Source organism: Actinocorallia populi (assembly GCF_002995495.1).
GTDB lineage: Bacteria > Actinomycetota > Actinomycetes > Streptosporangiales > Streptosporangiaceae > Actinocorallia > Actinocorallia populi.
Window position 1 is genome coordinate 167,621 of record NZ_PVZV01000010.1, and the last position, 22,934, is coordinate 190,554.

At 71.6% G+C, this 22,934-nt stretch carries 20 protein-coding genes; 3 read left to right on the forward strand and 17 right to left on the reverse strand.

The window, feature by feature from the left end:
• Positions 1-13: 13 nt before the first annotated feature.
• From C2865_RS33675 to C2865_RS33720, 10 genes are all read right to left on the reverse strand, one after another.
• Positions 14-1,264 (reverse strand): sugar ABC transporter permease, encoded by a 1,251-nt coding sequence (locus C2865_RS33675; protein ID WP_106402683.1) that lies wholly within the window; start codon positions 1,262-1,264, stop codon positions 14-16.
• Positions 1,261-2,082 (reverse strand): ATP-binding cassette domain-containing protein, encoded by an 822-nt coding sequence (locus C2865_RS33680; RefSeq protein ID WP_106402684.1) that lies wholly within the window; start codon positions 2,080-2,082, stop codon positions 1,261-1,263. Before C2865_RS33680 ends, C2865_RS33675 begins: the two co-directional genes overlap by 4 nt.
• Before the next feature lie 65 nt (positions 2,083-2,147).
• On the reverse strand, positions 2,148-3,239 hold the full coding sequence (locus C2865_RS33685; protein ID WP_106402685.1) for a sugar ABC transporter substrate-binding protein: 1,092 nt from the start codon (positions 3,237-3,239) through the stop codon (positions 2,148-2,150).
• 268 nt (positions 3,240-3,507) lie between these two features.
• Entirely contained in the window at positions 3,508-6,825 is a 3,318-nt protein-coding gene (locus tag C2865_RS33690) for a S41 family peptidase (protein WP_106402807.1), read from the reverse strand.
• A gap of 40 nt (positions 6,826-6,865) precedes the next feature.
• Complete coding sequence (locus C2865_RS33695; RefSeq protein ID WP_106402686.1) at positions 6,866-7,822, reverse strand: GNAT family N-acetyltransferase; 957 nt, start codon at positions 7,820-7,822, stop codon at positions 6,866-6,868.
• Between the two features lie 60 nt (positions 7,823-7,882).
• Complete coding sequence (locus C2865_RS33700; protein WP_106402687.1) at positions 7,883-9,205, reverse strand: L,D-transpeptidase; 1,323 nt, start codon at positions 9,203-9,205, stop codon at positions 7,883-7,885.
• Complete coding sequence (locus C2865_RS33705; RefSeq protein WP_232835942.1) at positions 9,202-10,443, reverse strand: L,D-transpeptidase; 1,242 nt, start codon at positions 10,441-10,443, stop codon at positions 9,202-9,204. The genes C2865_RS33700 and C2865_RS33705 overlap by 4 nt, the downstream gene beginning before the upstream one ends.
• Before the next feature lie 191 nt (positions 10,444-10,634).
• Positions 10,635-11,285: a VC0807 family protein gene (locus tag C2865_RS33710; RefSeq protein WP_106402689.1), complete on the reverse strand. Its 651-nt coding sequence runs from the start codon at positions 11,283-11,285 to the stop codon at positions 10,635-10,637.
• Between the two features lie 162 nt (positions 11,286-11,447).
• A complete protein-coding gene (locus C2865_RS33715) occupies positions 11,448-11,729 on the reverse strand; it encodes a GlsB/YeaQ/YmgE family stress response membrane protein (RefSeq protein WP_106402690.1) in 282 nt (93 codons plus the stop codon).
• Between the two features lie 171 nt (positions 11,730-11,900).
• Complete coding sequence (locus C2865_RS33720) at positions 11,901-13,733, reverse strand: AMP-dependent synthetase/ligase (protein ID WP_106402691.1); 1,833 nt, start codon at positions 13,731-13,733, stop codon at positions 11,901-11,903.
• A 202-nt stretch (positions 13,734-13,935) separates the two neighbouring features.
• Here C2865_RS33720 and C2865_RS33725 point away from each other — a divergent pair, with 202 nt between their 5' ends.
• Positions 13,936-15,465 carry a peptide MFS transporter gene (locus C2865_RS33725; RefSeq protein ID WP_269802765.1) on the forward strand — a complete coding sequence of 510 codons (1,530 nt, stop codon included), beginning with the start codon at positions 13,936-13,938 and terminating at the stop codon, positions 15,463-15,465.
• Between the two features lie 85 nt (positions 15,466-15,550).
• Positions 15,551-16,459, forward strand: coding sequence for a metal-dependent hydrolase (locus tag C2865_RS33730; protein WP_232835943.1), 909 nt, complete (start codon positions 15,551-15,553; stop codon positions 16,457-16,459).
• A 39-nt stretch (positions 16,460-16,498) separates the two neighbouring features.
• On the opposite strand, the gene C2865_RS33735 is transcribed toward C2865_RS33730, so the two are convergent.
• A complete protein-coding gene (locus tag C2865_RS33735) occupies positions 16,499-16,927 on the reverse strand; it encodes a CBS domain-containing protein (RefSeq protein WP_106402692.1) in 429 nt (142 codons plus the stop codon).
• 90 nt (positions 16,928-17,017) lie between these two features.
• On the reverse strand, positions 17,018-17,896 hold the full coding sequence (locus C2865_RS33740) for a hypothetical protein (protein ID WP_106402693.1): 879 nt from the start codon (positions 17,894-17,896) through the stop codon (positions 17,018-17,020).
• Between the two features lie 141 nt (positions 17,897-18,037).
• On the opposite strand from C2865_RS33740, the gene C2865_RS33745 reads away from it, so the two are divergent.
• Positions 18,038-18,997, forward strand: a complete 960-nt coding sequence (locus C2865_RS33745; RefSeq protein WP_106402694.1) for a sulfotransferase family protein — start codon at positions 18,038-18,040, stop codon at positions 18,995-18,997.
• Here the strand turns inward: C2865_RS33745 and C2865_RS41645 are convergent.
• The 5 genes from C2865_RS41645 to C2865_RS33765 all read right to left on the reverse strand — a co-directional run bounded on the left by C2865_RS41645 (position 18,970) and on the right by C2865_RS33765 (position 22,888).
• Positions 18,970-19,095, reverse strand: a complete 126-nt coding sequence (locus C2865_RS41645; RefSeq protein WP_269802766.1) for a hypothetical protein — start codon at positions 19,093-19,095, stop codon at positions 18,970-18,972. The genes C2865_RS33745 and C2865_RS41645 overlap by 28 nt on opposite strands.
• Positions 19,096-19,251: 156 nt before the next feature.
• The gene (locus C2865_RS33750) at positions 19,252-19,692 is read right to left on the reverse strand and encodes a hypothetical protein (protein ID WP_106402695.1); all 441 of its coding nucleotides are present in this window, start codon (positions 19,690-19,692) and stop codon (positions 19,252-19,254) included.
• 46 nt (positions 19,693-19,738) lie between these two features.
• Entirely contained in the window at positions 19,739-21,637 is a 1,899-nt protein-coding gene (locus C2865_RS33755) for an ABC transporter ATP-binding protein (protein WP_408608346.1), read from the reverse strand.
• Between the two features lie 77 nt (positions 21,638-21,714).
• Complete coding sequence (locus C2865_RS33760) at positions 21,715-22,485, reverse strand: enoyl-CoA hydratase/isomerase family protein (protein ID WP_106402696.1); 771 nt, start codon at positions 22,483-22,485, stop codon at positions 21,715-21,717.
• Between the two features lie 190 nt (positions 22,486-22,675).
• Positions 22,676-22,888 carry a helix-turn-helix domain-containing protein gene (locus C2865_RS33765; RefSeq protein ID WP_106402697.1) on the reverse strand — a complete coding sequence of 71 codons (213 nt, stop codon included), beginning with the start codon at positions 22,886-22,888 and terminating at the stop codon, positions 22,676-22,678.
• Positions 22,889-22,934 lie beyond the last annotated feature (46 nt).

Genomic DNA, 22,934 nt, shown 5'->3' on the forward strand with positions numbered 1-22,934 from the left:
AGGGGGGTCCTTTCTATCTTCCCGGCAGCGCGCGTTTACGGGACAGGGCGTCCACGCCAGCAGCCAGGAGCAGGACCAATCCTGTCACGATGAACTTGGTACCGGCGCTGTACCCCATGAGGCCCATGCCGTTGTCGATCACCGCGATCACCATGCCGCCCAGCACCGCGTCGATCATCCGGCCGCGGCCGCCGAACAGGCTGGTGCCGCCGATGACCGCCGCGCCGACCGCCTTGAGCAGCACGTCGCTGCCGCCGGTGTTGGGGTCGACGGAGTTGGCGCGGGAGGCGGCGATGAGCCCGCCGACCGCGGCCATCGTCGAGCACAGCACGAACGCCATGATGCGGATGCGGTTGACGTCGATGCCGGCGCGGCGGGCCGCCTCCTGGTTGCCGCCGACGGCGTAGATGTGCCGCCCGAAGGAGGTCCGGTTGAGAACGAACGTCCAGACGACGAGCAGCACCGCGACGAGCGGGACCACGATCGGCATGCCCTTGAGCGAGCTGAACTCGGGGTTGCGCCCGCGCTCCATGCTGAGGACGAAGACCAGCGCGCCCAGCAGGACCGCCAGCCCGCCGATCTTGAGGCCGAGCACCGCCGTGCTCTCGGTCGCCAGCCCGCGCGTCACCCGGCCGCGGCGGCGCAGCAGCAGCACTCCCGCGTAGCCCAGGACCGCGACGGCGCACAGCACCCAGCCGAGCACGACCGGGACGTTGTCGTTGGCGATGGCCAGCACGGTCTTGTCATGGACGGAGATGTTGGTCCCGTTGTCCATGATCTTCAGCGCCACGCCCTGCAGCGCCAGGAACGCCGCGAGCGTCACCACGAACGACGGGATGCCGATGCGCACCACGACCAGGCCCAGCACCAGGCCGATGACCAGCCCGGTGATCAGGGAGATCACGACCGCCGCGTACCAGGGCCAGCCCTGCTGGGTGAGGGCGACCGCCAGGACCGCGGCGCAGACGCCGCTGGTGAAGCCGGCCGACAGGTCGATCTCGCCGAGCAGCAGCACGAACACCAGGCCCATCGCGATGACGATGCCCGCGGCGCCCTGGGTGAAGAGGTTGGCGAAGTTGCCCTGGCTCATGAAGGACGGCTGCGCCGCCCAGAAGAACAGGCACAGGGCGATCAGCGCGGCGACGGCGGGCAGCGAGCCCATGTCCCCGCCCCTGACGCGGGCCAGGTAGCCGCCGGCCAGACCCGACAGCGAGCCGGCGGCGGTGTCCTGCTCGGACTTCTCCTTGGAGAGGACGGCGCTCATGCCCTGGCTCCGTTTCCGTTTCCGTTCGTACCGGCGAGGCCCAGGTCCCCGCTGCGGCCGGAGGTGATCAACTCGACGACCTGGGCGTGCGTCACGTCGCAGGTCTTCACCTGGGCGGCCATCTGGCCCAGGTACAGTGCGGCGATCCGGTCGGACACCGCGAAGACGTCGTTCATGTTGTGGGAGATGAGCACGACGGCCAGCCCCTTGTCGGCCAGGCGGCGGACCAGTTCCAGCACCTGCTGGGTCTGCGCCACGCCCAGGGCCGCGGTCGGCTCGTCCAGGATGACGACCCTGCTGTTCCACAGGACGGCCTTGGCGATGGCCACGGTCTGCCGCTGCCCGCCCGACAGGCTCGCCACCTGCTGGCGTACCGACTTGACGGTGCGGACGGACAGCCCGGCCAGCGTCTCGGCCGCCTTGCGCTCCATCTCGTACTCGTCCAGGACGATGCCGCTCTTCTCCTCGCGGCCGAGGAACATGTTCTGGACGATGTCCAGGTTGTCGCACAGGGCGAGGTCCTGGTAGACGATCTCGATGCCCAGGGCGGCCGCGGCGCGCGGGCTGCCGACGTGGACCGGCACCGGCTCCCCTCCCGGCTCCTTGCGGAAGAGGTACTCGCCGGAGTCGATCGGGTGGATGCCGCCGATGCACTTGACCAGGGTGGACTTGCCCGCGCCGTTGTCCCCGACGAGGGCCGTCACCTCCCCCGGGTGCACCGAGAAGGCGACGTCGTGCAGGACCTGCACGGGGCCGAAGCTCTTGTTGATCCCGCGCAGCTCGATCACGGGGCCGTCCGGGGGCGCGGACGCGGTCATGGGGGTCTCCTCACGGGGTGGCCCCGGCCGCCCGCGGGGAGGGCGGCCGGGGCGCGGGGTGGGTGTTACTGAACGCCCGCTTCGGTGCACTTCTCGGCGAACTCGCCGGTGCAGAGCTCTTCCTTGGTGACGTAGCCGTCGGTGACGACGTCCTTGACGTTCTCCTTGAAGATCGCCTGCGGCTCGAGCAGGACCGAGGGCACGTCCTTGCCGGTCTCGGGGTCCTTGACCGTGCTGTTGGTCGCGCCCTTCTCACCGGTGGCCAGCGCGATCGCGAGCTCGGCGGCGGCGTCCGCCTCCTTCTTGATCGCCTTGTAGACGGTCATGCACTGGTCGCCCGCGAGGATGTTCTGCAGGCCCTGGACGGTGGCGTCCTGGCCGGTGACGGGGACCTGGCCGTTGAGCTTCTGCTTCTTCAGCACCGCGATGGCGGCGTTGCCCAGGCCGTCGTTGGCGGCGAGGACGCCGGCGATCTTCGGCTCGCTGGTGAGCATCTGCTCGAAGATGGTGCCTGCCTTGGTGTTGTCCCAGTCGGGCACCGACTGGTCCGGGCCCTTGACGTACTCGCCGGAGTCGTACTTGGGCTGCAGGACGCCGTCGTAGCCCGCCTTGAACAGGGTGGCGTTGTTGTCGGTCGGCGAGCCGTTGAGCTCCGCGACGATCGGCTTCTCCGCGCCCTTGTCGGTCAGGCACTTGACCAGGCCCTCGCCCTGCAGGGTGCCGACCTTGGTGTTGTCGAAGGAGACGTAGTACTGCGCCCCGCCGCCGAGGGTGAGCCGGTCGTAGTCGATGACCGGGACGCCCTGGGACTGCGCCTTGGCGATGACGGCCTTGCCGGTGCCGCTGTCGAGGTTGACGATCAGCAGGACGGTGGCCCCGTTGGTGATCATCTGGTCGGCGATGGTCTGGAAGGCCGACTTGTCGCCCTGGGCGTTCTGGATGTCGGACTCGATGCCGGCGGCGTCGAACGCCTCCTTGAGGTACTTGCGGTCGGCGTTCTCCCAGCGGGCGGACGACTTGCTGTCGGGCAGGATCACGCCGATCCGGCCCTTCTTCTCGGGAGCGGAGCCGCCGCTCTCGCCCTCGTCGCCGCAGGCGGCGAGGGTACCGGTGAGGAGGAGGGTCGTGGCGCCGAGCGTGAGGATCCCCTTGCGCATGCTGCGTGGGTCCTTTCGAGACTGCCGTCGGAGGGGACGGCACGGGGTGGGGGGCAGCCGGAGGCCCGCCGGGGGACGGCTTCTGCCTCCGGGCTGAATGTTGTTTGCTGCAACTTATGTCAGGGTGACCCGTGGCACAACAGGTGGGAAGCCCCAATTTGTTGTCTCAGATAACAATCAAACAACACGCCGCCCACCTGGGCGGACGCCCCCTGACGACGCAGAAGGCCGCCGTCCCTTACGGGACGGCGGCCTTCGGGGCCCGCGGCTAGTGCCGTTCGGGCGGCGCCGCGGCGGCGCGGTCGGACAGCGACGCCAGCGCCAGGCCGATCGCGGTGTCGAGCTGGGGATCGCGCCCGTTGACCCAGTCCTCCGGGGTCATGACGACCTCCAGGTCCGGGTCGACGCCGTGGTTCTCCAGGCCCCAGCCGTAGGCGTCGAACCAGGTGGCGTACCTGGGCACCGTGACGGAGGTGCCGTCGGCCAGCCGGTGCCAGCCGTCGATGCCGATGACGCCGCCCCAGGTGCGGGTGCCGACCACCTTGCCCAGCCCCATCACCTTGATCGCCGCGGAGATGATGTCGCCGTCCGAGCCTGCGCGCTCGTCCACCACCGCCACGATCGGGCCGCGCGGGGCGTTCTCGGGATAGGACGAGGGCAGCGCGCCGCGCGGCACGTCCCAGCCGATGATCTTGCGGGCGAGCTTCTCCAGCACCAGCTGGGAGGTGTGGCCGCCGCGGTTGCCCCGCAGGTCCAGCACCAGGCCCTCGCGCGCCACCTCCACCCGCAGGTCGCGGTGGAGCTGCGCCCAGCCGAAGCCCACCATGTCGGGGATGTGGAGGTAGCCCAGCCTGCCCTCGCCGGCCTCCCGGACGTGCCTGCGCCGCTCGGACACCCAGTCCTGGTAGCGCAGCCGCTCCTCGTCCGGCAGCGGCACCACCGCCATCCGGCGCGGCGGCCCGCCCTCCCGGGGCCCGACGGTCAGCTCGATCGGGGTGTCGGCCATGCCCGCCAGCAGCGGCCCCGGCCCCGCGACCGGGTCGACCGGCTGCCCGTCCACCTCCAGCAGCGCGTCACCGGGGCGCACCACGATGCCGGGTCCCGCCAGCGGGGCGCGGGCGCGCGGGTCGGAGGACTCCCCGGGCAGGACGCGCGTGATCCGCCAGACGTCCCCGTCCCGGCGCAGGTCCGCGCCGAGCATGCCCAGCCACTCCCCCTCCCGGTCGTAGCGGGCGCGGGAGACGTAGGCGTGGGAGGTGCCCAGCTCCCCCATCAGCTCCCACATGAGGTCGGCGAAGTCGTCGGGGGTGGCCACCCGCTCCAGGACGGGGCGGTAGCGCTCCAGCGCGGCGTCCCACCCGGCCTCCGCCAGGGCGTTCTCGCTCCAGAACTCGTGGCGCACCACGCGGCCCGCCTCGGCGTAGGCCAGCCGCCTGCGGGCCACCGGGTCGATGGACGTGCGGGCCCGGGAGAGGTCGACCTTGACGGTGTCGTCGTCGGAGCCCGACGAGGCCACCACCTGCAGCCTGCCCCGGTCGCGGATCACCAGGCGCTCGCCGTCGCCGCTGACGGCGTAGGCGTCCAGCGGGTCGACGATCTCCTCGCACTTGCGGGTGCCCAGGTCGAAGCGCTCCAGGGACGGGCGCAGCGGCGCGGTGTCGGGCTGGGGGCCGCTCTCGCCCAGCGAACCGGACAGCGGCAGTTTCATCCACACCACCCCGCCCTTGACCGCGCTCATCGCGGCGTAGCGGGACGCCTCCACCGGGAAGGGCACGACCCGGGCGGACAGTCCCTCCAGGTCCACCCTGGTGCGGTCCTTCTTCTCCTCGCCCTTCGCGGACCCCTCGGCCTCGCCGGACTCGCCAGATTCGCCGTTCTCGTCGCTTTCGTCGCCCTCGCCGTTCTTACCGCCCTTGCCGTCCTTGCCGTCCTTGTCGTCCTCGGCGCCCACCGGGCGGCCCTCGACGGACGGGGCGAACGGCGACGGCGTCACGGCGGCCAGCGGCACCAGGTAGGGGCGGCACCCGAACGGGAACGACAGGTCGAACACGTGCTGGTCGTAGACCGGGTCGAACCCCCGCCACGACAGGAACGCCAGGAACTTCCCGTCCATCGTGAAACAGGGCGAGCTGTCCTCGAACCTGCCGTCGGTGACGTCCACGATGAGGCGGTCGGCCAGGCGCGCCATCCGGATCCGGCGCAGCGGCGAGGCCTCCGGCTCCGACCAGGCGATCCAGTCCGACGCCGGGGCGAACGCCACCTCCTCGATCCTGCCCTTGCCGGTGGCCGCCAGCTCCGCGGCCTCGCCGGACTCCAGGTCCACCAGCAGCAGCCTGCCGTCCTTGGTGGTCACCGCGGCGCTCCGGCCGTCCGGGGCGGGCACCAGGTCGTCGACCCAGCCCAGCCGGCCCGCGGCCAGCCTGCGCGGGGACGTCCCGGGCTCCAGGCCCGCGGCGGGCGCCACCTCCAGCGCGTCGCCGGGCAGCTCGGTGCCCGCGTCGACGATCCAGGCGACGTTCCCGTCCGCCAGCACCCGGGGCAGCCGGGCGCGGGCGCGCGGGTCGGAGGCCAGGGTGCGGGCGGGGCCGTCGCGGTGGGTGAGCCAGTGCACCGTCCCGGCGACCTCCACCGCCCCGGCGCGGCCGGTGCGGTCGCAGGAGAAGCCGCCCAGGACGTCCTCGCCGGTCATCTGGAAGGGGCGGCGCGCCGTGCCCGAGCCGCCGAGCCGCACCTCCAGCGGCCTGGGCTCGTCCTCCAGGCTCTCCAGCAGCCAGATCCGCCCCGCCGAGGCGTAGACCACCCGGGTGCCGTCGGTCGCCGCCTGGCGGGCGTAGAACTCCTGCCCGCCGCCGTGGCGGCGCAGGTCCGAGCCGTCGAAGGCGCAGGAGTACAGGGTGCCGACGCCCTCGTGGTCGGACAGGAAGGCCACCCGCCCGGACACGATCATGACGCTGTCCAGATGGCCGCCCAGGTCCGCCAGGATCCGGGTGAAGTGGCCCTCGCCGATCACCTGGCCGCCGTCGGCCCCGGTGCGGTACTCGGCGGGCTCCAGCGCCGCGCCCGTCCACAGCCGGCCCATGCCGCCGCCCCGGTAGCGCTTCCAGCGGGCCGGCTCGCTCGCCCCGCCGGTCAGCAGCGCCGCCCGCTCCGAGCGGTGCTCGCCCGACAGCGCCAGGTCGTCCACCGGCCCGTACGGCAGGCGCGCCGCGGTGCTGCCGTCGACCGGGACCGCGTAGGCCCAGGAGAAGTGGGAGAAGGGCTGCCCCGCGGAGCTGGTGGCCAGCACCCGGCCGCCGGGCGTCCAGCCGCGCACCCGGGTGGAGGCCGCGCCCCAGTACGTCAGGCGCTCGCTCGGGCCGCCGTCCACCGACGCCAGGTACACCTCGGCGTCGCCGTCCCGCCAGCTCGTCCAGGCGATCCTGCTCCCGTCGGCCGACAGGCGTGGATGGCTCACCGGGGCGCGGTCGGCCGACAACCGCCAGGCCCGCCCGCCGTCCAGCGGCGCCACCCACACGTCGTCCTCGGCGGTGAAGGCCAGCAGCTCGCCCCGCAGATGGGGATATCTCAGATAGTCACCCGAAGTCACCACTCCATCGTAGGGTTTCCCCCGCCACGGCGATGATCCTCTACGGCAGATCCCTGGTGACGGCCTGGTATTCCCGGTACTCGCGCAGGGGCCGGAAGCCCAGCGCCTGGTTGACGGCGAGCATGTACTCGTTGTCGTCGGCGTTGTCGGTCTCGACCTCGGCGATCTCCGGGCGCTCCTCGGCCAGCCAGCGCAGCATGGCCGCCTTCATCCACAGGCCCAGCCGGCGGCCGCGGTGCTCGGGCACGACGGCGGTGTCGTACTGGAAGGCGCGGGCGGGGGCGTCGGCGGGCACGACGATCTCGGTGAAGCCGGCCAGCGCGGGGCCGTACAGGGCCGCCACGGTGTAGAGCTCGTCGCCGCGCTTGGCCACCTGCTCGGCGGTCTGCCTGACCCGCTCGGGGGTCCAGGCGGACTCGCCCCCGTCGTGGTCGGCCATGGCCCGCTTGGCCCGGGCGAAGGCGGCGGCGAGCCGGTCGGGCACCACGCCCGTCCAGCGGATCAGCCGGTAGCCCGACGGGTTCAGCGCGGCGTACCCCGCCGTCGCGGGAGCGGCCTCGGCCGTGTCCAGCACCAGGCCGCGGGTGGTCAGCACGCACCCGAACCCGCGGGACTCCAGGAACGGCACGGCCGGGGTGCCCGCCAGCGCCTGGGCGATCGCGGTGGCCCGCTGGTCGGCGCGCAGCGCCCCGGCCGCCGAGCGCAGCAGGCGGGTGCCCACCCCGCGCCGGCGCAGCCCCGGGTGCACGTGGATCTCGATCTCCCCGGCCCGCACGGCCGCGTCGCCCGGCAGGCGCAGGCTCGCCACCGCGCCCAGCCCGTCCCCGTGCGCGACCGCCCACAACCGCCGGCGCACGCCTCCCAGCAGCCAGCCGACGGTCTCGGCCGGCTCGGGAGGCGCCTCGTCCGGATGGTCGTGGAGGTGCGCCGCGGACACCAGCGCGTGCCAGGCGTCCAGTTCCCCGTCCGCCGGATCCCTCACCTCGATGACGTCCATCCTCGGAGTTCTACCCGAAGACGGGGCCCGGTGAGCGGTCAACCGCGAACTGGGTCGGGCTCAGGGCGCGGCGGGCGTCGTCGCCGGAGCCGAGGGAGCGGCCGGAGTCGAAGGGGCCGCCGGAGCCGTGGGGGTCTGCCCCGCGGGCGCCCCGGGGGCCTCCTGCCCGGGGCCGGTGGTGATCTCCCGGTCCAGGGCGCCGCCCTTGACCCACTGCTTCCACGGCATCTCGTAGTACGACCAGCCGTTGTTCCACTCGACCCGGCGCTTGGTGCCGGTGACGTCGACGACGTCGCCGCGCTGGAAGTTGTTGTAGTACCACTGGGCGAACTCCGGCGGCGCGTTCACGCAGCCGTGGCTGAGGTTGTAGCGGCCCATCGCCCACACCCGGCTGGCCATGGAGTGCACGTACTCGCCGGAGTTGGAGATGCGGACGGCGAACGGGATGACCTCGCGGTAGCCGCCGTTCTTCTTGTCCTTGGGGTCCACGCCCATCCACTCCGACGTCATGATCTCGACGCGGTGCCGGGACATGGTCAGGTGGGTGCCGCTGGTCGTCAGGTAGGTGTCGATGCCGTTGACGACACGGCCGCCCTTGCCCGCGCTGATCGGGACGCGCTTGACCTTCTTGCCGTTGCGCACGACGGTGATGTGCTTCTTCTTGGTGTCGACGGTGCTGATCTGCGAATTGCCGATCTTGAACTGGTGGGTGCGGTCCGCCGTGCCGTAGGCGTTCTTGGCGCCCCGCACCCCGGTCAGGCGCGCGGTGAGCTCGACCTTCTGGTGGGGTTCCCAGTACCGGTCGTTCTTGGTCCGGAAGATGACCTGGTTGTCGGCGGTCCAGTACCAGGCGCCGACCGCGGGCTTCTCCGAGCTCACCGTCAGTGCCTGCTCGACGGCCTTGCGCTGGGTGATGTCCCGGTCGAAGGTGATCGTGATGGGCATGCCCACGCCGACGGTCTCCCCCGCCATGGGGATGATGTCGGCGATCCCGAAGGTGCTCGCGGGCTTCAGCGTGCTGAAGCTGCTGGCGGCCGTGGTCGTCTGGACCTTGTTGGCCGCGGTCGCCGACACCTGGTAGGTGGCGCCGGGCTTGAGGTTCCAGGTGGAGGTCCAGGAGGTGCCGTCCGCCGACAGCTCGCCCGCCACCTCCTTCTTGCCGGCCTTCACCGAGACGCTCTGCAGCGTGCCGTCGGTGACGTTGACGGTGATCTTGCTGTCCGGCTTGACCTTGCCGGTGCCGTCGGCGGGGGTGATGGTCACCTGGGGCGCCGCCGGTTCGGTCTGCGCCTGTTCGGTGATCTCGGCGGAGTTGCCCGAGCAGGCGGTGACGAGGAGGAGCGCCGCCGTGCCGGCCAGCGCGGAAGTGGTGCGACGGATCATGGAGTGGTGCTCTCAGCGGGAGTCGGGGGGGTGGGGGTGGAGCCTGCGTTGCTGCCGGGGGCCTCTGCCCGGCCGGGAGCGGTGGAGACGGACTGGTCGAAGGCGCTGCCCTGCACCCAGTCCTTCCACGGCTTCTGCCAGTAGCCGTAGCCGTTGTCGAATTCCAGTTCCCGGTCGGTGCCCGTCACGTCGACGATGTCGCCCCACTTGGACTGGTTGTAGTACCACTGGGCGAACTCCGGCGGCGCGTTCACGCAGCCGTGGCTGACGTTCGCGCGGCCCTGCGAGCCGACGGACCAGGGCGCGGAGTGCACGTACTCGCCGCTGTAGGAGATGCGGACCGCGTGGGGGACGACCTCCCGGTAGTAGCCGGGCTCGCCCTTCTCGATCCCCGGCGAGATCATGATCGCCGGGTTCTCCTTCTCCATCGTGACGTGGGTGCCGCTGGTCGTGGTGTACTTGCGCTCGGTGGCCTTGCCCGCGCTGATGCCGACGTCCCGCACCTTCTTGCCGTCGACCTCGACGACCATCCGGTGGGTCCTGGTGTTGATCGTGCTGATGTTCGAGGAGCCGACCTTGAACCTGATCGTGAAGTCCTTCATGCCGTAGACGCCCTTGGCGGCCTTCACGCCGGTGAACCGGCCGGTGACCTTGATGTCCTGGTGGGCGGCCCAGTACTTCTTGGTACGGAAGATCACCTGTTCGTCGGTGTACCAGTACCAGGAGCCGGTGTTGGGCTTCTCGGACTCGACGGTCAGCGCGCTCTCGACCGCCTTCTTGTCCTTCACCGGCCGGTCGAAGTGCAGGACGATCGGCATCCCGACGCCGACCGTCTGGCCGGACCAGGGGATGTTGGACTCCAGCCCGAAGTTCGCGGACGGCTTGAGGGTCTTGAAGCTGCTGGTCGTGGTGGAGGTCTGCCCGTCGTTCTCGGCGACCGCCTCCACGGCGTAGGAGGCGTTGGGCTTGAGGTTCCCGGCGGACTTCCAGACCTTCTTGTCCGCGGACAGGCTGCCGGGCACCTCCTTGCCGCCCAGGCTCACCTTCACCGCGGTGAGCTCGCCGAGCGTGGCCTGGACCGTGACGCCCTGCTCGGGCCGGGCCTTGCCGGAGCCGTCGGCCGGGCTGATCGCCACGACCGGGGCCTGCGCCTGCTCGCGGTCCGGGCCCGTCCCGCCGCCTCCGCCGCTGCAGGCGGCGACCAGTGCGGCCGTGCCGGCCATTCCGATGAGACGCAACCCCCGAAAGTCCTGGCGCACCGCGATAACCCTCCGTTGACGACCCCGTACCGGCCGGTGACCCCTTCCCGGCCAAAGACCCATACGAGAGACATTAACGGTTAAGACGGAGGATGATGCCATACAGTTCGGGATCCGCAAGACTTCGATAAAGAATCGTTGCGACCCGCTACGCGGATGTGCCGCGCAGGTCAGGCGGGTGCCGCGGCCTCGCCGCCGACCCGCTCCACGATGCGCCGGAACCCCAGGAGCGAGACCGCGCCCGCCGCCACCCAGGCGGCGGCGACCACCGAGGTGCGCAGCCACAGGAACGTCTCCAGCGACTCGTGCCACAGCAGCCACAGGCTGAACACCGCGTTGGCGAAGAAGACCAGCGCCCACAGCAGGGAGACGCGCAGGAAGAACCGGCGCACCCGGTCGTGGGCGAGGAAGGTGTCGGGCAGCGGCACCAGGTCGGTGGCCACCCGCTGGGCCATCGGGCGGCCCAGCGGCACCGAGGCCAGGAAGACCGCGCCGACCAGCAGGGTGCCCAGCGTCGGCTGGAGGAAGAAGAGCTTGGGATTGCCGGTGCCGAACGCCAGCACCGCGCGGGCGCTCACGCCCAGGGCCGCCAGCAGGAGGGTGCCGGGCACCCGGTCGCGCCGGACCGCCCGCAGGGCGATGCCGCCGAAGACCCACACCACCGCGACCACGACCGCGCCGGTCTGGCCGAGCACCAGCAGGGCCGCGTAGAAGACGGCGACCGGGGCGATCACGCCCTCGACGAACCGGGGCAGCGCGTGCCGCAGCAGGACCCGGAACCCGGGCAGCTCGAAGGCGTGGCCGGTGACGTGCAGCTCCATTCACGTGCCCCCGAGACACCCTGAGCCGAGAAGGAAAGGAGCCACCCACGTTACGTGAAGATCTGATGTGGGTTATACCGATTCACGAAGACGAACAAAGGCGGAGACCGCCCGCCTCCGAGCGCTCTCCGCCCCGTTCACCACCGGATTAGGCACACATGGTCAATAACCGCTGGTGCCCCCGCGGCCCTTGGGCCACAACCCCGCCACGATGAACACGGCGAGGGCCGCGAGTCCTATCTGGAAGAGCAACTCCCAGAAGTTGAAGCCCCGGGTGCTGAGGTTGAACAGCCGGGCGAGGGCGGTGCCGGCGAAGGCCGCCACGATGCCCACCAGCACCGTCAGCCAGACCGGCATGTTCTGCTTGCCGGGAACCAGGAGGCGTCCCACCGCCCCGATGATGGCGCCGAAGATCACGGCGCTGATGATCCCTGTGATGGTCATATCCTGCGCCTCCCTTCCATGGCGACGTCCATGGCCGATCCCTACCCGGGTGATTCCGGCAGGACACGGGAGACCCGACTTCCTTAACAAATCCATACTTGGGAGGATGCGCCGCCACGAAAACGGCGTCCGGCCGACCCCCGTCGGGGGCCGGCCGGACGCCGCGGCCGGTCAGGCGTAGAGGCCCTCGATCTCGTCCTGGTACTTGGTGTGGACGACCTTGCGCTTGAGCTTGAGGGTCGGGGTGAGCTCCTCGGTCTCGGCGGTCCACTCCGCGGTCAGCAGCGCGAACTTCTTCACCTGCTGGACCCGGGCGAGCCTGGTGTTGGCGTCGCCGACGGCCTTCTCGACCTCCTCGCGCACCAGCGGGTTCCGGGCGAGCGAGACCAGGTCGGTCTGCTCGATGCCGCGGGTGGCCGCCCACACCGGGGCGACCTCGCCGTCCAGGGTGATGAGGGCGGTGAGGTAGGGCCGCTGGTCGCCGTAGACCAGCACCTGGCCGACCAGCGGGTGCTCCTTGAGCAGGTTCTCCACCATCGAGGGCGCGATGTTCTCGCCGCCCGCGGTGATGATGATCTCCTTCTTGCGGTCGACGACCTTGAGGAACCCGTCCTCGTCCACCTCGCCGATGTCGCCGGTGTGCACCCAGCCCTCGTCGTCCAGCAGCTCGGCCGTGGCCTCGGGCCGGTTGAGGTAGCCGGGGGTGCAGGTGGTGCCGCGGAAGAGGATCTCGCCGTCCTCGGCCAGGCGCATCTCGATGCCGGGGAACGGGCGGCCGACCGTGCCCAGCTTGAAGGCGCCGTTGACGTTGGCGGTGGCGGCGCCGGTGGTCTCGGTCATGCCGTAGACGTCCAGGATGGCGATGCCCAGGCCGGAGAAGAAGCGGGCGACCTCGATCGGCAGCGGGGCCGCGGCGCTCATCGCGTGCACCACGCGGTCCAGGCCGAGCAGGGCGCGGATCTTGGACAGGACCGCCTCGTCCATCGCGGCGAACCGCGCGGCCAGCTCCTCGGAGGTGGTGCCGCCGAACTCGCGGCTCGCCACGTACTCGCGGCCCACCGCCATGGCCGCCTCGATGCCGGCCTTCTTGGCCTGGTCGCTCTCCTGGGACAGCACCGCCTGGATGCCGGCCATGACCTTCTCCCAGATCCGCGGGACGCCGAAGAACGCGTTCGGGCGCACCTCGCGCAGCACCGCGGTCAGCTGGGTCGGGTCCGGGCAGAAGTAGATGTGCGCGGCCCGGTCGATCGCCAGGTAGTAGGAGACGACGCGGTCGGCGATGTGCGCGAACGGCAGGTAGGAGACGCCGATGTTGTGCTCGGGCAGGCCGGACGTCGCCGAGGAGCACTCGCCCTCGTACATCGCCATCTCGTGGGTGATGATGACGCCCTTGGGGTTGCCCGTGGTCCCCGAGGTGTAGAGGATCGTCAGCGCGTCGGTCGGCCGGATCGCCTCCCAGCGGCGCTCGACCTCCTCCCTCCGCTCGGCGAGGGTCTTGCGGCCCAGCTCGACGAAGTCGGCCCAGGACAGGTACAGGTCGCCCTCGGGCACGTCGTCGATGACGATGACCTTGCGCAGGTGGGGCAGCCGGTCGATGACCGGCTGCCAGCGCCCGAGCTGGTCCCGGCCCTCCAGGACCGCGATGACCGCCTCGGAGTTGTCGGCGATGTAGTGCACCTGCTCCGGCGCGAGGGTGGCGTAGACGGTGCTGGGCACGCCGCCGGCGTGCATCGCGCCGAGGTCGGCCAGGACGTGCTCGGAGCGGTTGGAGATCATCAGCGAGACGACCTCGCCCGGCTGCAGCCCCAGGGCGAGGTAGCCGGCCGCCAGCTCCAGCGCGCGCTCGCGGACCTCGCCCCAGGTGAGGGTGGGCCCGTGGAGGTCGGTGTAGGCCGGGAGGTCGCCGAAGGCCGCGGCGGTGTCGCGCAGGACTCCACAGATGGTGCGGCCCGCGATCTTCGCGTCGAACCTGGCCCGTTCCTCCAGGGTGGCCGTGGTGCTCATCGGTGCGCGCCTCCATGTAAACGTTCACTTATCCGGGGAGGCCATGGGACCACGCCCCCGCCGCCGGAGACAAGGCCTGACCGAGGAAAACCGCAGATCGTAAGTAACTAGTTACTTTGTGAGGGCCCTCACATCGCCGACCTTACCGATTACTCGGTGGAAAGTGACTCTCCGTGCACTTCTTCCGGGGTACCGGCGGACTGTGAGCCCCACTTCCAGCTCCCCCGAGAAGACCTTCTTCGGGCACCCGAGAGCGCTGGTCACGCTCTTCATGACCGAGGTGTGGGAGCGGTTCAGCTTCTACGGGATGCGCGCGATCCTGGCGCTGTTCCTCTCCGCCGCGGTCGTCGACGGCGGCCTGGGCCTGAGCACCGGCACCGCCGCCGCCCTCGTCGGCGTCTACAACGCCATGGTCTACCTGGCGGCGCTCCCCGGCGGCTGGCTCGCCGACCGGGTGCTGGGCCCCCGCCGCGCCGTCCTCGTCGGCGGGCTGGTCATCATGTCCGGGCACGTCTCCCTGGCGGTGCCGGGCGGGGCGGGCTTCGTCTACCTCGGCCTGGCGCTGATCGTCTGCGGCACCGGGCTGCTCAAGCCCAACATCTCCAGCATGGTCGGCCACCTGTACGAGCACAGCGAGGCCTCCCGCAGGGACGCCGGGTTCTCCCTCTTCTACATGGGCATCAACCTGGGCGCGCTCTCCCCGTTCGTCGTCGGGGCGCTCGGCCAGAAGGTGAGCTACCACCTGGGCTTCGCCATCGCCGCGGTGGGCATGCTGTTCGGCGTCGTCCAGTACGCGGCGGGCGGCCGGGGGCTGCGCGGCATCGGCGCCAGGCCCGCCCGCCCGCTGACGCCCGCGGAGCGGACGCGGGCCGTCCGCACCGTCGTCCTGGCCCTGGCGGCGCTGGCGCTGCTCGCCCTGGCCGCCGGGCTGCTGGGGGTCCTCACCCTGGACGCGGCCACGGTGTTCCTCACCGCGGTGGCGATCGCGGTGCCCGCCGGGTACTTCGCCTACATCCTGCTCGGGGACCACGGGCTGACCGAGCTCGAGAGGGCGCGGATGCGGGTCTACCTGTGGCTCTTCCTCGCCGCCGCGGTCTTCTGGATGATCTTCGACCAGGCGGCGACCACGCTGACCATCTTCGCCGCCACCTCCACGAACCTGGAGGTGGCGGGCTGGTCGATGCCCTCGAGCTGGACCCAGAACATCAACCCGATCTTCATCATCCTGCTCGCCCCGCTCTTCGCCGCGCTGTGGGTGCGCCTGGGCGGCCGGGCCGGCACCCCGCTGAAGTTCGCCCTCGCGCTGGTCCTGGCCGGCCTGAGCTTCGTCGCCATGGCGCTGGCCGCCACCGCGGCCGAGGGCGGGGTGCGGGTGTCGATCCTGTGGCTGGTCGGCGTCTACCTGATGCAGACGGTCGGCGAGCTGTGCCTCAGCCCGGTCGGCCTGTCGGTGACGACGCGGCTGGCCCCGGCGGCCTTCGGCTCGCAGATGATGGGCGTGTGGTTCCTGGCCGTCTCGGTGGGCGACTCCGTCGGCGGGCAGGTGGCCCGGCTGTCCGACGGCGGCTCCAGCCCCGGCTACTACCTGTGGTCCGGGGTCTTCGCCGTGCTCGTCGGCCTCGTGCTGCTGCTGTTCGCGCCGCGGCTGCGCCGGGTCATGCACGAGGAGTCACTTGACATTTCTCGAAATTTGTCAGGCTCGGACAGCCCGCCGGGTCCCCCTTTGTCATGAACCGCAGTGGTACCTCCACGGAACGTCCGGCATAGTGCGGAGTCGGTCGTGACGGATGATGCACCCGATGATGCGCGGAGGTTCCATGGGGCTGCCCTCTTTCGAGGTGGACGAGCGGCATCCGCCGATCAAGCCCAGGCGCGTGAGCTTCGACTGGGAGCGCACCCCCCTGCACTGGATCCCGGGCAACCCGGTCGCGACCCACATGATCAACTCCTTCCACCTGGTGCTGCCCGAGGGCGAGCGCTGGTTCATCCAGTGCGTCCAGGACGCCAGGCCGCAGATCACCGACGAGGTGCTGCTGGAGGAGATCAAGGGCTTCATCGGCCAGGAGATGGTGCACGCCAGGGCGCACAACTCCTTCCTCGCCGACCTGCTGGAGCGGTACGGCATCGACCACACGCCGATCACCGAGATGGGGCGCCAGGGCAACGAGAACCGCCCGGCGGACCGCGCCAGGCTCAAGCCGAGGGCCCGCCGCCGGATGCTGCGGTTCGAGCTGGCCGCGGTCTCGGCGATCGAGCACTACACCGCGGTCCTCGGCCAGTGGATCCTGGACAACGACCGGCTGGACGCCGCCGGGGTCGACCCCACCATGCTGGACCTGCTGCGCTGGCACGGCGCCGAGGAGGTCGAGCACCGCTCGGTGGTCTTCGACGTCTACAAGAAGACGGGCGGCGGGTACCTCATGCGGGCCGCCGGCTGGCTGGTGTCGTTGTCCTTCCTCTACTGGGCGCTCATCGGCGGCGCCCGCTTCCTGCTGAAGCAGGACGGCACGCTCGGCCGCAAGCCGACCCTGCGCTGGATGTACCGCGAGTACCGCAGGGCGGCCAAGGCGGGCCTGGTGCCCGGCCTCTTCCGGCTGCTGGTGATCGAGGGGCTCGTCTACCTCAAGCCGGGCCACCACCCGTCCCAGATCGGCGACACCCGGCGGGCGCTGGAGTACCTGATGAAGTCCCCCGCCGCCCAGGCGGCGGGTTACGACCCGTACTGAGCGGAACGCCCCTCCCGTCCGGGGAGGGACGTCCGGGCGTCAGCCGTGGATGTAGCCCACGAGCTGCTCGCGTTCGGTCTCCAGCTGGTCTATGGCGCTCTTGACGACGTCGCCGATGCTGACGATGCCGGCCAGCCGTCCCTCGGCGACCACCGGGAGGTGGCGGATGCGGTGCTCGGTCATGACCTTGCGCAGGCTCTCCACGGCGTCGCCCGGCGCGCAGGTGCGGACGGGGCTGCTCATGATCGCCGAGATCGGGGAGTCCAGCAGTCCCGCCCCGTGCTCGTGCAGGCGGCGCACCACGTCGCGCTCGGAGACGATGCCGTCGATCATGATCCCGTCGGGGGAGACCACGACGGCGCCGACGTTGTGGCCGGCCAGTGCCGCGAGCAGATCCCGCACGGTGGCCCCCGGCGGCACGGTCGCCACCCGGTCCCCTTTCGCGCGAAGAATATCGGCTATACGCATATATCACCCTTCCCTCACCGTCGATGGAGCCTTGGGCACACGGTCGCATGCCGGAAGGATTACGGGAAGGGCCTCTTACAGGGCTTTTGCTTAATCCCAGGCGGTACGTTCCCCCGCCACGGCGAGCAGCAGACCCTCGGGCAGCACCGGGGCCCGGCCGTCCTCCCCCCGCTCCAGCGGGGTCAGCTCGCCCTGCCGCCACCAGTACAGCTCCCGGCTCAACGATCCCGGCCCTTCCCGGAACCCCCGCTCCGCCGTCGCCCGCAGGCGGGCCGCGGCCTCCGCCAGCGCGTCCCCGTCCCGCGCCGGACGCAGCTCCAGGGCCAGGACCAGGCCGCGGCTGGGCAGCGCCACCAGCGCGCCGAGCGGGCCCAGCCGCAGGTACTCCTCCAGCCAGAGCACATGGGTGGCCGCGTAGAACGTCCAGTCGTGCAGCACCGTGACCGCGGGCTCCCCCGGGGACCGCGCGGGCCGCTCCTCCCGCTGGAGCAGCCCGTCGGCGTGCACGTTGGCGCGGCCCAGCGCGAACAGCTCCCCGTCCGGCACCCGCCAGCGCGCCACCTCCGCCCGGGTGAGCGTGCGCACCGTGGTGGGGGTGTCGACCACGACCACCTCGATGAGGCCGGGCGCGAACGGGCGGGCGGCCAGGGTCCCCGGGTCGGCTCCGGCGGGCTGGACGCGGGTGCGCAGCAGGTGCCGGATCAGCGCGAAGTCGCCCAGGTCCAGCGGCTCCTCCACCGCGGTGACGACCGTGGTCACATGGTCGGAGACCACCGCGGGCCAGTCGCCGCGCGGCATCAGCCGGGCCAGCTGCCACAGGTCGCGCAGGCCGACGTGCAGCCGGTGCGGGCCCTCCAGCGCCATCACGTCCCCCGGCAGCCGGACGCAGGAGTAGCCGAGGCTCTCGGCCACCAGCACGACCAGCGAGTCCAGCGCGGCCTCGTCGCCCTCCCGCAGGTCCCCGCTCATGGGTCCTCCTCCCGCCGCAGCCGCTGACGGCTCCGCAGGCAGCTTGACAGGAGACCACCGCAATGGGGAAGACCCGGCAACGCGGATCTCTCCCTCTCCTGCGCCGGATTCCGTCCTTTCAGTGGGACACTGGAGGCAATCATGAGGCAGACCCCGCACATTCTCGTGGTCAACGGAACCAAGGTCCACCGGCCGGTGTTCCTGCTGGGTGCCCCGCACTCCGGCACGGACCTGGTCGCGCGGGCGCTCCGGCATTCCCCCGGCGTCCATGTCACCAGGGGCAGACCCGCCGTCACCAAGCTGGTCTACGCCTTCGCCCGCCGCCCGTCCATCGCGACCGAGCGCGGCAGGGGCGCCGCCCGCGTGCTGCGCGACGCCTACGCCGAGTCCTGGCAGCTGGCCCGGCACGGCTGCCGGGACTGCCCCGCCGAGTGCTGGGAGCTGTCCGGGTACACCCCGGGCGACCGGCGCCCCGGCGGCCCGTGCACCGATCCCGCGGAGCCGCGCCGCTTCGCCGACGCCTCCCCCGACCTGATCTACAGCGCCGACGTGCTGCTGGACGCCTTCCCCGACGCCCAGCTCGTCCAGGTGATCAGGGACGGCCGGGACGCGGTGGCCGGGATGCTCGGCGACGAGCGCGTGATGGCCTGGTTCAAACCCGGCATCCTCGACCTCGACGAGGTGTTCCCCCATCCGTTCCTGGGGCTGGACGACCCGGCCTGGCGGTACCGCTGGCCCGCGGCGGCCCCCGCGATCAAGTGCGCGCTGCGCTGGCGGGGCGCGGTGCGGCTCAGCGCCACGCTGCGCGCCCAGGTCCCCGAGGAGCAGCTGCTGACCCTGCGCTACGAGGACCTGGTGGCCGACCCGCTGGCCGGGGCCCACCGGCTCTCGGACTACCTGCGGGAGCGCGTCTCCGGGGACGCGCTGGCCTTCGCGGCGGGGCCGCACCCGGACGACCCGCGGCCGCTGCCCGCGCTGCCCGGCGAGGAGGCCGGCGACCGGCGGGCGCAGCTCACCGCCCGCCAGACCGCCCAGGTGGAGAAGATCGCCGGCCGGGAGCTGCGCACGCTGGGCTACCTGCCGAACTCCGAGGAGGACTGAACGGCCGGGCGCAGGTCGTCGGCGATCCAGCCGATGGCGACGCCCGCGGCGCCCAGGGCGACGAAGATCGTGGTGTACCGGACGAGGAACTGACGCATCGCGCCTCACTCAAGAGGAAAAGGATGATGAGGTCGATCAGGGTCGATATTCCCCGACCCCGGTGACCGGGAGGTTGCCGTGGCCGCACCGTCCGGCGAAACCCGGCCCAAGGAGCGGAGCCCGCCGCGGACCGCCCCGCGACCGCGGCGCAGCGCTCAGCGGGACTTCCAGACGAGGGCGCCGCCGGAGCCGGGCAGGCACTCGTAGGGCCGGTACCCGTCGGTGCCGCGCGCCCCCTGGGCGGGACAGGCGCGGCCGGGCTTGACCGTGCCGTCGGGCTGGGAGCCGGCGTCCAGGACCCAGCGCGCGGAGTCCTCGCCGGTGCGCTTCACGCAGCGCGCCATCCGGCCCGCCATCGTCCGGCCGACCTCGCCCTCGACCGTGCACCCGGAGCCCACCCGCACGTCCTGGCGCACCGGCGGGTTCACCGTCACCGTGCCGGCCGCCACGGTGACGGTGCGCGTGGGTTCGGCCGCCGTGCCCAGCGGACCGGTGAAGTCGGGACGTGGCGTTCGCGCGTTCGGGATCGTGGTCCCCTCACCGCAGCCCGCCAGCGCGAGGACCAGGCACAGCACCGCCCCCGTGGACTTGATCATCGCTCCCCCGAACGATCGCCCTCAGTGATCAACCAATAGCACTATGTCACTTCAGGGCGGTGGGGTCCAGAGCCTCCTGAACGGCGAACTGGGTCCGGTAGAGCTCGGCGTACAGGCCGCCGCGGGCCAGCAGCTCCTCGTGCCGGCCCCGGTCGGCGATCCGGCCGTCGGCGACGACCAGGATCTGGTCGGCCTCCCGGATGGTGGACAGCCGGTGCGCGATCACCAGCGAGGTGCGGCCGGCCAGCGCGGTGCCCAGCGCCCGCTGGACGGCGGCCTCGGACTCGGAGTCCAGATGGGCGGTCGCCTCGTCCAGCACCACCACGGCGGGGGCCTTGAGCAGCAGCCGGGCCAGCGCCATGCGCTGCTTCTCCCCGCCGGACAGCCGGTAGCCGCGGTCGCCGACCACGGTGTCCAGGCCCTCGGGCATGGCCTCGACCAGGTCGCGGACCTGGGCCCCCGCCAGCGCCTCCCACAACTCCTCGTCGGTGGCGCCGGGCCTGGCGTACAGGAGGTTGTTGCGGATGGTGTCGTGGAAGAGGTGGGCGTCCTGGGTGACCACGCCGACCGTGTCGTTCAGCGAGGCCAGCGTGAGGTCCCGCACGTCGCTGCCGCCGATGCGCACCGCCCCCTCGCTCACGTCGTACAGGCGCGAGACCAGGTGGGTCATGGTGCTCTTGCCCGCGCCCGAGGGGCCCACCAGCGCCACCAGCTGCCCCGGCTCCGCGGTGAAGCTGACGTCGTGCAGCACCTGCTTGGCGGGGGAGGAGTCGGCGCGGGCGATCGACTCCAGGGAGGCCAGCGAGACCTCCTCGGCCGAGGGGTAGCGGAAGACGACGTGGTCGAAGACGACGCCGGGGGCGCCCGCGGTCTTCAGCGGGCGGGCGCCGGGCCGCTCGGCGACCATCGGCTCGAGGTCGAGCACCTCGAAGACCCGGTCGAAGCTCACCAGCGCGGTCATCACGTCCACCTGCACGTTGGACAGCGCGGTGAGCGGCCCGTACATGCGGTTCAGCAGCGCCGCCAGCGCCACCAGGGTGCCGATCTGCAGGGAGCCGCCGACCGACAGCACGCCGCCGATCCCGTAGACCATGGCGGTGGCCAGCGAGGCGACCAGGGTCAGCGCGGTGAAGAAGACGCGCCCGTACATGGCCGCGACGATGCCGATGTCGCGGACCCTGCCGGCCCGTCGCGAGAAGCGCTCGGACTCCTCGTCGGGGCGCCCGTAGAGCTTGGCCAGCATCGCGCCGGAGACGTTGAAGCGCTCGGTCATCAGCGAGCCCATCTCGGCGTCCAGCACCATCTGCTCGCGGCTGATCTTCTGCAGCCTGCGCCCCACCAGCTTGGCCGGGATGATGAACACCGGCAGCAGCAGCAGCGCCACGACGGTGACCAGCCACGACAGGTAGACCATCGCGGCCAGCACCAGCACGAGGCTGATCACGTTGGACACCACGGACGACAACGTCGTGGTCAGCGCCCGCTGCGCCCCGATCACGTCGCTGTTCAGGCGGGAGACGAGGGACCCGGTCTGCGCGCGCATGAAGAACGCCACGGGCATGCGCTGCACGTGGTCGAAGACCTGGCTGCGCAGGTCGTAGATCAGCCCTTCGCCGATCTTCGCCGAGTACCACCGCTGCACCAGCGAGAGCGCGGCGTCCACCACCGCCAGGCCGGCGAGCGCGAGCGCCAGGCCGATCACCAGCCCCCGGTTCCCCGGGACCACCCCCCGGTCGATGATCGCCTGGATGATCAGAGGTCCCGCCACCACGCTCACCGCGGCCAGGGAGTTGAGCATCAGGAAGAGCACGAGATCGCGCTTGTAGGGGCGGGCGTACCCCATGATCCGCCGGACCGTGCCGGGTTGGAGCTTCTCGTGCTTGACCGACGGGTCCCTGCGGAAGGACGCCATCATCGAGAAACCGTTGTTCCCCGGCATGTTCATACGGCTCGACTCCTTTGTCGCTCGGGACCGCCCCGTTGAGGGTCAAGCGGGGCGGCCAGCCGAATATTCCGTGTCCGTCAGCGGGCGCGCAGCAGCCGTCCCACCTGCGCCCGGCGCTCGGCCAGGCACTGCTCGTCCAGGGTGTTGCCCGGGGCCTGGCGCAGCAGCTCCTTGGTGGCGCGGGCGGCGCCCGCCTCGACCTGCAGCAGCGCGGTGACCAGCTCCTCGACCGCCGCGTCCAGGCCGCCGGTCGCCACGACCTTCTCGACCAGGCGCAGCTCGTACGCCTCGGCGGCGGGGATGACCCGGGCGGTCAGGCACAGCTCCAGCGCCCTGGGCAGCCCGACGATGTCCACCAGCGGCTTGGTGCCGGTCAGGTCGGGCACCAGGCCGAGGGCCGGCTCCTTCATGCAGAACCGGGCGTCCTCGGTGGCGATGCGCAGGTCGCAGGAGAGCGCCAGCTGGAAGGCCGCGCCGATGGCGTGGCCGTGCACCGCCGCGATGGTGGTGAACCGCGGGTCGCGCAGCCAGCGGAAGCCCCGCTGGTACTCGCCGATGAGCTCGACGAGCTCCTCGGGCCCGGTGCCGGGGGGCACGGCCGGCCCCTCCCCCGGGACGCCCTCGGGCGTGAAGGCGCGCAGGTCGAGCCCGGCGGAGAAGGACGGCCCGGCGCCCTTGAGCACCACGACGCGCACGCTCTCGGGAAGCTCCTCGCTCAGGTCGGTCAGGCCCTTCCACATCGCGGGCGACTGCGCGTTGCGCCGCTCGGGACGGTTCAGGGTGATGGTGGCCACCGTGTCCTCGTGGCCGAGGTCGAGCAGCAGGCCCGCCTTCTCCAGATCCGCCATGTCGCGTCCTCCTCCAGGCCGCCGGCCCCCCTCCGGGGCCGGTCGCACGGGCGCGGGGCGAAGCCTTCGGCCCGCCGCCGCGACCGAGACCGAATATTACTCGGTGGTAGTCGAAGCGACGGGCCCGGACGTCGGACGTGTGGTGCCCGTCCTCGCCGAGGGGGCCGGGGCCCCTCCCGAAGGCCGAGGGTCAGGCCTTCTTGCCTCGGGTCGCCCCGCCGCGCCCGCGCAGGTTCACGCCGGACTCGGTGAGGATGCGGTGGATGAAGCCGTAGGAGCGGCCGGTGGCGGCAGCCAGGGCGCGGATGCTCTCGCCGGAGTCGTACCTCTTCTTGAGCTCCTGCGCCAGCCTGTCGCGCTCGGCACCGGTCACGCGGGTGCCCTTCTTCAGGGTCTCTGCCACGAGTACCTCCCGTAGTGGTGTGGTGACCGCTGCGTTATCTCCTGCC

Coding starts and splice junctions, on each gene's coding strand:
- C2865_RS33710 (WP_106402689.1), bottom strand. CDS start 11,285: ATGGAGCTGCACGTCACCGGCCACGCCTTCGAGCTGCCCGGGTTCCGG.
- C2865_RS33740 (WP_106402693.1), bottom strand. CDS start 17,896: ATGAGCGGGGACCTGCGGGAGGGCGACGAGGCCGCGCTGGACTCGCTG.
- C2865_RS33675 (WP_106402683.1), bottom strand. CDS start 1,264: ATGAGCGCCGTCCTCTCCAAGGAGAAGTCCGAGCAGGACACCGCCGCC.
- C2865_RS33685 (WP_106402685.1), bottom strand. CDS start 3,239: ATGCGCAAGGGGATCCTCACGCTCGGCGCCACGACCCTCCTCCTCACC.
- C2865_RS33760 (WP_106402696.1), bottom strand. CDS start 22,485: ATGGCGGATCTGGAGAAGGCGGGCCTGCTGCTCGACCTCGGCCACGAG.
- C2865_RS33680 (WP_106402684.1), bottom strand. CDS start 2,082: ATGACCGCGTCCGCGCCCCCGGACGGCCCCGTGATCGAGCTGCGCGGG.
- C2865_RS33715 (WP_106402690.1), bottom strand. CDS start 11,729: ATGACCATCACAGGGATCATCAGCGCCGTGATCTTCGGCGCCATCATC.
- C2865_RS33695 (WP_106402686.1), bottom strand. CDS start 7,822: ATGGACGTCATCGAGGTGAGGGATCCGGCGGACGGGGAACTGGACGCC.
- C2865_RS33735 (WP_106402692.1), bottom strand. CDS start 16,927: ATGCGTATAGCCGATATTCTTCGCGCGAAAGGGGACCGGGTGGCGACC.
- C2865_RS41645 (WP_269802766.1), bottom strand. CDS start 19,095: ATGCGTCAGTTCCTCGTCCGGTACACCACGATCTTCGTCGCCCTGGGC.
- C2865_RS33720 (WP_106402691.1), bottom strand. CDS start 13,733: ATGAGCACCACGGCCACCCTGGAGGAACGGGCCAGGTTCGACGCGAAG.
- C2865_RS33700 (WP_106402687.1), bottom strand. CDS start 9,205: ATGATCCGTCGCACCACTTCCGCGCTGGCCGGCACGGCGGCGCTCCTC.
- C2865_RS33730 (WP_232835943.1), top strand. CDS start 15,551: ATGGGGCTGCCCTCTTTCGAGGTGGACGAGCGGCATCCGCCGATCAAG.
- C2865_RS33750 (WP_106402695.1), bottom strand. CDS start 19,692: ATGATCAAGTCCACGGGGGCGGTGCTGTGCCTGGTCCTCGCGCTGGCG.
- C2865_RS33755 (WP_408608346.1), bottom strand. CDS start 21,637: ATGAACATGCCGGGGAACAACGGTTTCTCGATGATGGCGTCCTTCCGC.
- C2865_RS33745 (WP_106402694.1), top strand. CDS start 18,038: ATGAGGCAGACCCCGCACATTCTCGTGGTCAACGGAACCAAGGTCCAC.